The sequence below is a fragment of the Paraneptunicella aestuarii genome, from assembly GCF_019900845.1.
In the GTDB taxonomy this organism is placed as follows: domain Bacteria; phylum Pseudomonadota; class Gammaproteobacteria; order Enterobacterales; family Alteromonadaceae; genus Paraneptunicella; species Paraneptunicella aestuarii.
Map to the genome: position 1 here is coordinate 3047822 of NZ_CP074570.1, position 13630 is coordinate 3061451.

Genomic DNA, 13630 nt, shown 5'->3' on the forward strand with positions numbered 1-13630 from the left:
TTACTGTTCCCTTTGCTTAGATGCTAGTTCCTTAGATATTGCTTCCCTGACTATTTCACCCTGCTCGACTATCTCCCTCAACCACTGGCTCACCCTTTCAACATTGGGCGCGTTGAGTATTGAGAAGTGATCGCCGTCGGCGGTTTCTGTGTTCACTTGGGTAAACTCCTGCCAGCCTCGTTCTTCCAGGGAAATAGGTGAATCTTTAGCTATCAGCAAGTTCACTTTGCTGTCGTAAGGCGCGGCTTGATAAGCACTAAAGGCATCTCTATTGCTACGATAAATCAGGAAGCGTTGTTGCAGCTCATCCAGTGACAAAGAAGCGGGTAACGAGCCCTGTTGTTGTCCGGATTGAAGCAATAAAGCTAGCGATTGTGTGATCTTGTCCTCAGAATCGGATTGATAGATGTGGTGGATCGCTTTCCATAGCTCAGTTTCCTTGATCCCCATTTCCACCATCATTACTGCGAGCACTTCCATATCGCTGTCGACGCCGGGTTCTGCGTTAGCGAACAAGGTAGAATCAATCAGGCTCACACTTGCGACCAGCTCTGCATTGTCATTCAGTTGTCGCGCCATTTCATAGGCAATGATACCACCCAACGAATAACCCACTAAATGATAAGGCCCTTGAGGTTGAGCAATTTTCAGTTGCATCACATATTGTTCAGCCAACTCGGTCAGGCTCATTTGATGAGGCTCAAAGCAATGCAATCCGTAAACTTGCCAGTTTGGTTCTCTTGCCGAAAGCAAAGACAACAAAGGCTGATAACACAGCAAATCGCCGCCAACCGGATGCACCATAAACAGGGTTTGCTCAGGCGCAGAGGTTGAACTCTGTTGCAATACTTCCAGCACTTCCGAATGTGTTCCTGTTTCTCCCACAAAGTGTTCACTGCTTACTCTGCTCTGAATCGCACTTGCCATTTCACTCAGAATAGGTGCATTGAATAGCATGGTAACCGGAATGGTACAGGCTAACTTATCCTGAACAGCCGCTTTAAGCCTGACCATTAACAGAGAATGTCCGCCCAATTCAAAGAAGTGGCTATTGCGCGATATGGCCTGATATTGGATACCTAGCAAATCGGCCCAGATATCAACCAACAAGATTTCAATCTCGGTTTCGGGTGCAACATATTGCTCTGATTCCGGTAACAGATTCGCCTCTGGCAAAGCGCGTTTATCCAACTTGCCGTTCGAGGTCATCGGGAACTGCTGCATCAACGCGTACTGAGCAGGCAACATATAAGCTGGCAACTGTTGGTTCAAATGCTGATGAATATGATTAACCGTTTCTTGTTCATTCGAATCAGCCTGTTGCAATTCAATATAGGCATCCAGACGACGATTTTCAGCATCATCCCCCACCATCAAAACCACGGCATCGCGCACAATATCCAGCTCACGAATATGTTGTTCGATATCGCCCAATTCAATGCGGTGACCACGTAGTTTTACCTGATCATCCTGGCGTCCCAAATAGAGCAATTCGCCATTGTGGTTGAACCGCACCAAATCACCACTTCGATACATACGGGGGTTATTGAGAGAGCTATTCTTAGAGCTACTGCTCACTCCTTCAACCACAGTAACGCCCTGCACAAAGGGATCTGGCACAAAAGACTGCTCGGTTCTTTGTGGCAAGTTCACATAGCCGATGGCTACGCCTTCACCGCCAATGTACAGCTCTCCGGCACAGCCACGCGGCACAGGCTGTTGTTGTTTGTCTAACACATACAAACGCGCTCCCCCAATGGCTTGCCCTATAGGTACCAGATGGGCATTTTGCATGGTCAACTCAGCAAAGGAGGCAATAATGGCGGTTTCCGTTGGCCCGTACATATTGAACAAGGCATTATTTGGAAAGTGAGATTTATAGCGTTGTACTAGTTCCGGCACAGCCGCTTCACCACCAATAAACACTTGTTCAAATATCGCCAAGGCATCAATATCCTGCTTCACGGCGAAATTGAACAATGCCGTCGTAAAGCCAGCTAGATTAACGCCATAGACTTCATGCAGATGTTGCCAATATTGAAAATCCACCACATGGGCTTGCGGCACCATAATCAAGCTTTTGCCGTTTAACATGGATGTCAGCATGTCAAACACACAAGGATCAAACGCCGGATTAAAGGTACACATCATGGCATCGACCTTGTCCATATCGAACAAACGCGCTTGATAGCAAGTGTTGATCGCCGCTTGCGGCGATACCATCACTCCTTTGGGCGTTCCTGTGGAACCCGAGGTGTAGATGATATAAGCCACATCCTCGTTCTGTGTTCGGCCTTGAGCATCAAACTCAACGACCGACAACCCTTGCGTTAAAGTTAGCGTTAGCTCTTGCGACATATACCCAAAAGCAGACTCTCCAGTTTGATGAATAAGCTTACTCGCACCGGCATCCTGCAATATAAATTCCACACGAGATTGCGGCGCACTGGTATCTATCGGAACATAAATCGCACCCGCTTTGCAAACGGCCATGAAAGCCACAAGCAGCTCCACAGAACGAGGTAACGCCACGGCAATCACCTCACTCGGCTGAATCGACAATTCTGCGATTAAGGCATCGGAAGCAGTATCCAACTCTCTGAAAGTCAGCGTTTGGCTCATTGCTTGAGACTCACACGCAACGGCTAATAGTTCCGGTTGTGATTGAACTTGTAGGGCAAACAATTCAGCAATACTCAATTGAGTTTGATGAGCATAGCCTCGACCTTTCGTCGACAAGGCCAATAGCTGCTCTCTTTCCCTGTCACTCACCAAGTTCAAGGCATGCAAGCTTGTTTGCGCATTGGATTGCTGTGCTAACTGCTCAAACAGTGTCGTCAATTGCTCAGCCAGGCTGGTGATAGTATCAGGATGGAATAATGCCGAGCAGAAATTGAGGTTCAACAATAATGTCGCCTCTTCCTTACTGCCTAATTCAATCGCATTAAGCGCCAGATCAAACTTGGCGACCTGATCATTAATAAACCGCGGATCAAACGCCAAATTAACTGAAGCATTCTCATCACGCTCAAGCGTCAGAACCATTTGCACCAACGGGTTATAAGCCGTGCTACGTGCAGGATTCAGCAACTCAACCAGATAATCAAACGGAATATCCTGATGCTGTTGCGCAGCTAAATGCAGCTCTCGAATATGACTCAAATAGTCAGCAACAGAGCTCTCACCTTGAACTGAGGCTCGCAACACCAGAGTATTAACAAAGAAGCCAATTAAATCCGACGTTTCCACGAGGTTTCGGTTCGCTACAGGAGCCCCTAAAACAATATCCTCACTGTCAGTGCGTCGCGCCAAGACAATAGCAAAAGCGGCGTGCAACAACATATACAAGGACAAACCATGCTCAGCAGCAACCGTTTTCAGTTGTTGCAACAGCTCGGAAGGTAATTGCCATTGATAGGTTTCACCTGAGAAAGATTGCACCTCTGGGCGCACAAAGTCCGGTTCTAGCTGATGAATTAACGGCAAATCTTGCAACTGGGATTGCCAGTATGCCTTGGATTGTGCCGATGCCTCTCCCTGCAAATAGTTATTTAACCATGCCGTGTAATCCAAATAACGAATTGGCAGCACAGTCCAATCCGGTCTGACATTCGCTCTTTCAATTTCTCCTTCCCTTGCAGCTAAAGCTTGGTAAGCAAGTTGGTAATCTCGTAAGAAAACAGACTCAGACCAACCGTCAAAAGCAATATGATGGATGTTCACTATCAACTGCCCGTTTATGCCTTGTGGAGCAGAATCCAGCGTAAAGTCAGATTGCCCGAAATCGACATATACCGCTCGTAGCATGAGCGCTTGGCTCATATCAAAATGGTGTTTTTCTTCGGTTCGTAATACGTCACGAACCTGTGTGCGATAAGCCTTTAAGCCTCCAGCTTTCAGCTCATTTGAGTTGCAACATTTCACCACTTCAATATCAAATGCGACCTCAGACATGGGTTGTACAACTTGATACAGGGTTTCACCGTCTCGCTTATACACAGTGCGTAACGGCTCATGACGTTCAATGACTAATTGCAATGCACGTTTCGCTGTTGCCAAATCGAACCCAGCCATGGTTGGCATGACAAAAGGCACATTGTAACGCCCTTGCCCTTCCGACAATTGATCGATTAACCACATACGACTTTGAGAAGGCGAAGCCGGATAGCGCATGGTATCTGCGGGCAATGGAACAATGGCTTGAGGCTCTATTTTTTTGGACTCTCTCTGTCCATTCTCTAGCGGTTTATCTTCCAGGCGCAAAGCCATATCCATAAGCACAGGCGAGTTAAACAATTCTGAAATGACCAGATTAATGCCATATTTCTGCAGCAATAGTGCTTTTAAACGCACAATCAATAACGAATGTCCGCCCAAGGCAAAGAAGTGGCTTTGACGTGACAATACATCAGCATCAACACCCAGTAACCCAGCCCACAACGCAGCTAATTGTTTTTCATTCTCTGTTTGTAATGCTTCACCAACTTCCGTTTCAGGCACTAAATCCGCTTCTGGCAAGGCACGTTTATCCAGCTTACCGTTGCTGGTTAATGGGAAGGCATCCAATACGGCGTATTGACTGGGGCACATATACTCAGGCAGAGATTGAACCAAATGTTGATGCACCTGATTAACCAGGTTTTGGCTATTCTCACTCGAACACCTATCACTCGAATACCTCTCACTCGACTCAAGTTCTATAAAGCCATGAAGCTGCGGTTCGTCGGAAGCCTGACTGACAATAATAACCGCATCACGTACGCCATCTATTTCACGCATGTGAGCTTCGATATCGCCAAGTTCAATGCGATGCCCACGGATCTTGACCTGATCATCCTGACGCCCACGATACAGCACCATTCCTTCATGGTTAAAGCGCACCATATCGCCTGTGCGATACATAACACTGCCATCATTGGTGAAAGGGTCTGTAATAAATGATTCGGCTGTTTTCTCGGGTAAATTCACATAGCCTTGTGCAACACCTGCACCAGCAATATAAAGTTCACCTTCACAGCCCAACGCGACAGGTTGCTTCTCGCTATCCAGAATATAAAGCGAGTAGCCCGCTAATGGTCGACCTATCGGAGCCTGATGAGCGTTGTCAGCGGTCATTCGCAAAAACGTCGCCATAATCGTAGTTTCTGTCGGCCCATACACATTAACCAATGACTTATTAGGGAAATGAGAAACAAACGCCTGAACCAATTCAGGAATAGCCGCTTCCCCACCCATTGCCACTAAATCAAAGGAAGCAAATGCGTTAATGTCATGCTTCACTGCAAAGTGAAATAGTGCGGTTGTCAAAAAGATGGAATTGATCTCGTAATCTTCAATAAGTTTGCGCCAATATTGAAAATCGACCACATGCTCTTGCTCTAACATAACCAATCCCTTGCCGTTCAGTAACCCAGAGGCTAAGTCGTAAACACTGGGATCAAAGGCTGGATTAAAGGTATTCATCATGTTACTCATCACATCCATGTCAAACACTCTGGCTTGATAAGCGGTATTGATGAGTGATTCAGGTGAGACCATCACTCCTTTCGGCGTTCCTGTGGAACCGGAAGTGTAGAGGATATAAGCCAGCGCTGACGGGTACTGCCTGGGTTCTAAATTCAGTTGAGCCACAACCAGCTCAAGCCCATCAATAGCCAATTCATTAGAAGCAAGTAGAACTTTTTCCCCATTGATCGAGAACGCATGTGAGGATGAGCTCAGCAATCGACTCGCGCCCGCATCTTCAAGCATATAATCAACGCGAGATTGAGGCGCTTTAACATCTATCGGCAAATAGATAGCTTGCGCCTTAAACACCGCCACAAAAGCTACGACCAGTTCGATGCTACGAGGCAAAGCCACTGCAACCACTTCACCTTGTTGCAGTTGTAGCTCTTTCATTAGCTGAGTGGATAAACGGTCTAGCTCTTCGTAACTAATAAACTTATCACCACAAGCCACCGCCATCGCATTGGGTTTAGCAGCAACCTGTTTCTCAAACAGCCCCGCCATACTCAGCTCAGTTTGATGCAGATAACCACCGTGAGCTCGTCCATAGGCAAGTATCTGTTCTCGCTCATTATCACTAACCAGATTAAGTTGGCTAATCATCGCCTTTGGAGCCGCAACAATACTTTGAAGCAAAGTCGTTAGCTGGTTTGCCAAAGCAAGCATGTTGTTGTGATGGTACACACCAGTGCTGTATATCAACTGCAAACCCAGTCCATTTTTCGCTTCGATGCCGTGCAGTTCGATGTCGAACTTGGCAACGTGATCGCCAGCAAGCTTAGGCTCCAATTGCCAACTCACATTCTGCTCTTGAGAATCCAGCGTCATGGCAACCTGAACTAAGGGGTTGTAAGCCGTGCTGCGTGGCGGGTTAATCATCTCCACCAAATAGTCAAAAGGCATGTCCTGATGCAATTGTGCATCGTGATTTATCTGTTTTATCTGCTCAAGGAAAGAGGCAAATTCCGTGGCAGGATCGACTTGTGTGCGCAACACCAAAGTATTGACAAAGAATCCCACCAAATGAGTCAGTTCAGTTCTTGTCCGGTTAGCCACTGGCGCACCAATCACAATATCGTTGCGTTGAGAACGACGAGATAACAGTACCGAAAAAGCACCATGTAACAACATAAACAAGGACACATGATGTTGCGCCGCTAATGCTTTTAGCTGTTCCTGTAGTTCAGGCGCTAAACGCCAGCTAATGCTTTTCCCTTCAAAACATTGCAGTTCCGGACGTTCAAAATCCGCTTCCAACCCTTGCAGAGTAGGCATGTCTTGCAACTGATTCTGCCAGTAGTCTTTATCAGCCTGAGATGATGAGCTTTCGAGATAATGCTGTTGCCAGGCTGAATAATCCAGATAACGAATAGGTAACGGCGGTAGTTCAGCTTGTGAATTATCCGTAAGTGATTGAATAATGGCGTTAAAGTCGTCAATAAACACCGTCTGCGACCAACCATCAAAAGCAATATGATGTACGTTAATCAACAACAATCCCTGTTGCTCTGATAGCTTAACGTGTAGCGCAGTGAGCATCACATCCTTGCTCAAATCAAACTGATGCTCAGCCAATTCCTTCGCCACAGATCGAACCGTTTGATGGCGTTTGTCTTCGGTCATAGTTGAGCAATCAATCTGCTCTAGCCCGATATCCACGGCATCCATAGACATGACTTGCTGATAAAGCACTTCGTCGCGATTTTCAAATACCGTACGTAAAGGCTCATGACGTTCAATGACCATTCGTAAAGCATGTTCAGCCAAAGCCAGATCAAAACTGCTCTCCGTTGCTATGGAAAACGGAATGGTATAGTGACCAGCTCCATCAGACAGTTGCTCTATTAGCCACATGCGATGTTGCGCGGCAGAAGCCGGATATTCGGTTTGTTCGCCGGGTAACCTGAACGCCAAGAGCATATTGCCAGCAGAAGCGCCTTGTTCATCAACCCGTTGCGCCAAACCACGAATAGTGGGATAGCGGAACAACTCAACCATGGCTAAATGCACATCAAAACGCGCATTAATGGCGTTAATCACCTGAATGGCTAACAGGGATTTGCCTCCAAGCGCGAAGAAGTTATCGGTCACACCGATTTTTTGGTCTGCTTGTTCATAACCTAATAAGCGTGACCACAATTCTACCAGCCAGTGTTCAATCTCGGTGTCTGGATGAACATAGTCATGGGTGATAACGGTAGAACTGCTTAGATAACGCTCTCGCAAGACCTTGCGTTCAATCTTGCCGTTGGCACTCAGTGGCATCGCCTCCAGCGTTATCCACTCTCCCGGGAACATAAAGCTGGGTAATCGGGAACGAACCTGTTCTTGAACCTCAAGTTCACTCTCTAAATATTCTGACTCATACTCTGACTCATATTCGATAAAGGCCACCAATCGCTGCATGTTCGCTTGTTCACGCACCAATACTGCACTGCGTTTGACCTGCTCACAGTCACTGATAACCGACTCAATTTCACCCAGTTCAATACGAAAGCCATTGAGCTTAACCTGCTGGTCGCCTCGACCAATAAACTCCAATACGCCCTGCTTATATTCACCCTCGGCTCCATCCTCAGAATCAGAAAGGCGCACAATATCGCCGGTGCGATAAAATCGCTGGTTGGCAAAGATAATAAACTTCTCGTCAGTGAGCTCAGGTTTATGCAAATACCCCAGCGACAATCCGGTTCCGCCGATATACAGCTCACCACTGACACCTCGTGGTGCAATCAGACCTTGTGAATCGACCACATACATCTCACACCCCGGTAATGGGATACCGATATCCGGCGCGCGTCCGACTTCTCGTGAGCATAATGAATAGCTGGAATAGGTGGTGTCTTCCGAAGGGCCATACAGGTTATACACCGCATCAATATGCGGCAGCTGATACAAGCCTTCTACGATATGACCCAGCAGCGCTTCCCCTGCAAGGTTCACAACCCTGACACTCTCTGGTACCGCATTCGCATCCAGTAACTGCACTATTGCCGAAGGCACAGTATTGATGAGACTGATTGTTTGAGAAGAGGTTTGAGCGTTAGAAATGGATTGCACATCCAGAATATGCTTCACCACCACACAGGTACCACCGCAGGACAGCGGCGCGTACATCTCAAAAATCGACAAATCAAAACACATGGAGGTGGCAGCCAGTACCCCTGATAACTGCTCTTGCGTGTAGGTCGCAAGCGCCCATTGCAGCATGGATACGGTATTGCCATGGGCAATCATGACGCCTTTGGGCTTACCCGTCGTCCCCGAGGTATAGATAAGATACGCCAGGTCAGTGCTTTGTACTTGTGTCACCGGGTTGCAGGTCAGGTGTTCATCGTTTAGCTCTTGGTCAGTGATGCTCTTCACATCCAGCCAGTTCAATTCAATCTCACCCGCTCTCTTACCCAATCGGTCACGTACTGAATCTTCGCCCAACACAATGTTGATACGCGCATCATCGACGATATAAGCCAGACGCTCTTGCGGGTAGTCCGGGTCTAGCGGCACATAGGCTGCACCGGATTTCAGCACCGCCATTAACGCCACAACCAGCTCTAATGAGCGAGGTACACACACGCCAACCAAATCACCGGGCTTAACACCTTGCGCGATTAAACGATGTGCCAGCACATTTGCACGCTGGTTTAATTCCAGATAACTCAGTGTGGTGTTATTAAAACGAAGGGCAATCGCCTCGGGCGTTCGTGCAACCTGCGCTTCAAACAACTGGTGAATACAGGACGAATCAGAAACCGGCACGGGCAGCTCTTTAGCCGCAACCACTGGCGTACTGATACAGCCTGCACTTAAGGAAATATCCGCCAGCGTACTTACCTCACACAGCTGAGCCAGAATCCGCGTTAAGTCCTCTGCCATGCGGGTTATCAGGTTTCGGCTAAACAGCGCCGTTCTGAAATTCAGGCTACAACGTATATTTTGTGTTGTGCTTGGCGACACATGCAGCGTTAAATCAAACTTCTCGGTGGTGTTTTCTCTAAACCCGGATTTACTTCCAGCCACTTCTTCGCGGCTATGATTATTAGCCACAGCACCGGGTTTCCCTTCATTGTCCATGGTCAACATGATTTGAAATAGCGGCGTAAAGGCATCACTTCGCTGCGGGTTTAGCAGCTCCACCACCATCTCAAATGGAATGTCCTGATGCGATAAGGCTTGAACATTCACCTCTCGGATATGCTGTAAATACTCAGAAACCGATTGCGACGCCCCCGCATCACTGCGTAACACCAGTGTGTTGATAAACAGGCCAATCAGGGATTCGAGCTCCGGCATGGAGCGGTTTGCCGAGGGCGTTCCAATGGCAACATCGCGCTCGCCACTATAGCGCGACACCAAGACGCTTAACCCCGCATGCATCAACATAAACAGGGTTACACCATGCTGCTGTGCCAGTTGCGGTAACTGTTCGCTCAATTCCCGAGGCAGCGACCAGTAATAACTTTGTGCCTCAACGCTCACCGAGCCCAAACCTGACTCCAACATGGGCAAGCCGTGGCGCGGCGCTAATCCGCCCAGGTGTTCAATCCAGTAATCTTTGCTGGCTTGAGAGTCGCTACCCAACAAATATGCTTGCTGCCAGGCAGAAAAATCCAGATAACGAATGGGTAATTCAGGTAAAGTGTCTGATGTTCGTTTAAGCGCATTTTCAAACGCTTGCCAGAACACCGGCACAGACCAGCCATCGACTGCAATATGATGCGCGTTTAACAGCAACAAGCCTTGTCCCTGTTCTTCCTTTTTCGCTCGCTGGATAAAGCAGGCTTTAAGCATGACATCACAGGATAAATCAAACACATGATGAGCTAATCGCTGCATCGCTTGTTGTGTCACCTGATGTCGGCTCTGCTCGTCCATCTCGGCACAATCAATAACCTCAAGCTGAAAGCCCGCGTCTTGTAGCGGTATCACTCGCTGATACAGAAGCTCATTTTCATTATCGTCTTCTTTTCTGCTCTCAAATACTGTCCGAAGCGGCTCGTGACGCTCTAGCACCTGCAACAAGGCCGACTCAATTGCATCAGGACTTGCCGCAACCTGACGGCTAAACACCACGTTATAATGATGACTGCCACCATGCAGGCGGTCGACTAACCATAAACTACGCTGACCGGCAGAAGCCGGATATTCGGTTTGTTCGCTGGGTAACCTGAACGCCAAGAGCATGTTGTCAGCAGAAGCGCCTTGTTCGGACAAACGCGTTTGTTCATCAACCCGTTGCGCCAAACCACGAATAGTGGGATAGCGGAACAACTCAACCATGGCTAAATGCGCATCAAAACGCGCATTAATGGCGTTAATCACCTGAATGGCTAACAGGGATTTGCCTCCAAGCGCGAAGAAGTTATCGGTCACACCGATTTGCTTCTCCTGAGTAACGTTAGCATCCTGAGAATTGTAACCCAGTAGGCGTGACCACAATTCTACCAGCCAGTGTTCAATCTCGGTGTCTGGTTGAACATAGTCATGGGTGATAACGGTAGAACTGCTTAGATAACGCTCTCGCAAGACCTTACGTTCAATCTTGCCATTGGCACTCAGTGGCATCGCCTCCAGCGTTATCCACTCTCCCGGGAACATAAAGCTCGGTAATCGGGAACGTACTATTTCCTGCACTTGCTCTTGTGCTTTCTCATGTTGCGGCTCATATTCTGACTCATATTCAACAAAGGCCACCAATCGTTGCATGTTCGCTTGTTCACGCACCAATACTGCACTGCGTTTAACCTGCTCACAGTCACTGATAACCGACTCAATTTCACCCAGTTCAATACGAAAGCCATTGAGCTTAACCTGCTGGTCGCCTCGACCAATAAACTCCAATACGCCCTGCTCATTCTCATAATCATTCTCAAATACAGAACAACGCACAATATCGCCGGTGCGATAAAATCGCTGGTTGGCAAAGATAATAAACTTCTCGTCAGTGAGCTCAGGTTTATGCAAATACCCCAGCGACAATCCGGTTCCACCAATATACAGCTCACCGCTCACGCCTCGTGGTGCAATCAGACCTTGTGAATCGACCACATACATCTCACACCCCGGTAATGGGATACCGATATCCGGCGCGCGTCCGGCTTCTCGTGAGCATAATGAATAGCTGGAATAGGTGGTATCTTCCGAAGGGCCATACAGGTTATACACCGCATCAATATGCGGCAGCTGATACAAGCCTTCTACGATATGACCCAGCAGCGCTTCCCCTGCCAGGTTCACAACCCTGACACTCTCTGGTACCGCATTCGCATCCAGTAACTGTACTATTGCCGAAGGCACGGTATTGATGAGGCTGATTGTTTGAGAAGTGGTTTGAGCGTTAGAAATGGATTGCACATCCAGAATATGCTTCACCACCACACAGGTACCACCGCAGGACAGCGGCGCGTACATCTCAAAAATCGACAAATCAAAACACATGGAAGTGGCAGCCAGCACCCCTGATAACTGCTCTTGCGTGTAGGTCGCAAGCGCCCATTGCAGCATGGATACGGTATTGCCATGGGCAATCATGACGCCTTTGGGTTTACCCGTGGTACCTGATGTGTAGATAAGATACGCCAGGTCAGTGCTTTGTACTTGTGTCACCGGGTTGCAGGTCAGGTGTTCGTCGTTTAGCGCCTGGTCAGTGATGCTCTTCACATCCAGCCAGTTCAATTCAATCTCACCCGCTCTCTTACCCAATCGGTCACGTACTGAATCTTCGCCCAACACAATGTTGATACGCGCATCATCGACGATATAAGCCAGACGCTCTTGCGGGTAGTCCGGGTCTAGCGGCACATAGGCTGCACCGGATTTCAGCACTGCCATTAACGCCACAACCAGCTCTAATGAGCGCGGTACACACACACCCACCAAATCACCGGGCTTAACACCTTGCGCGATTAAACGATGTGCCAGCACATTCGCCTGTTGATTTAGCTCGGTATAGCTCAAGGTTGAACCATTAAAACACAGGGCTATCGAATCTGGCGTTCGTGCAACCTGCGCTTCAAACAACTGGTGAATACAGGCCGAATCAGAAACCGGCACGGGCAGCTCTTTAGCCGCAACCACTGGCGTACTGATACAGCCTGCACTTAAGGAGATATCCGCAAGAGATTTCACCTCACACAGCTGAGCCAGAATCCGCGTTAAGTCCTCTGCCATGCGGGTTATCAGGTTTCGGCTAAACAGCGCCGATCGATAATTCAATGCCAGTTTAAGAGATTGATTATCTGCTTCTTCTCTTTCGCCTTTTCCGAAATAAGCACACAAAACAAGATCGTAATTGCCAGAAACAGAAAGCTCTTCGTTCTGTCTTTCGCTCTCTCTTTTACTCTTATCTAGCGCCTCACATTGCAGCAGGATTTGCGCCAACGGCTCAAAACTGTCATCCAACATCGGATCCACTAATTTAACCAAATCTGCAAACGTAAGATCTTGATGCGCCGCGGCTTTTTGGTTTACGACATCAGCCTGATTCAAAAACTCAGATACTGGCGATTGCGCCAGAACCTGATGACGTAATATTCGTTTTTCACCTGAGGACATTGATTGAGCAAGAACGATATCTCGCTCATCAGAATAACGGCTAACCAGTACACTTAATGCAGCCTGCAAGAATACAGGCAGACCAAGTTTATGAGCATCAATCGTCTGCTCAATACTATTTAGTACATCCGCCTGAACTGTGCAATGGACAGCATCACGAGCTTCGGTAGTATCATTAGCCAAATCATGAGTTGCACCTTTAATCGGTAGAGAATGTCTAACCGGCAACTGAGCTAATTGCTTACGCCAAAACAGTTCACTGCTGCGCGTAGAAAGATGAATTTGCCCCTCTGAATCAGCATATCCTCGTAAACCAGAGCTACGGTTATCAGAAGCCGCTGCAAAATAGATCTCTCCATCACATCCAATCGGTGCTAATTGCTCATTTTCTAACAATACAAAGCCACGAATTGCTTTATTGTCTTGATCCTCAGCCAATGCTTTAGGAAGAAATCCTGTTGCAAGTAAATGTTCCTGCTCACGCTTGGACACCATATTCAAATCTTGAATGGCTGAAGCCGGATGTGATGTGATCTGCTCAAGTAAACAGGTAAATTGTTCAGCAAAG

The 13630-nt window shown here is 47.8% G+C and carries 1 protein-coding gene (only partly in view); it reads right to left on the minus strand.

All coding sequences use genetic code 11. The features are described 5' to 3' along the window. On the minus strand, positions 1-13630 hold the 3' portion of the coding sequence (locus KIH87_RS11875; RefSeq protein ID WP_232358079.1) for a non-ribosomal peptide synthetase. The gene runs 4748 nt beyond the window's last position; the window shows 13630 of its 18378 coding nt (coding positions 4749-18378); its start codon lies off the right edge, out of view — the gene reads right to left on this strand; the stop codon is at positions 1-3.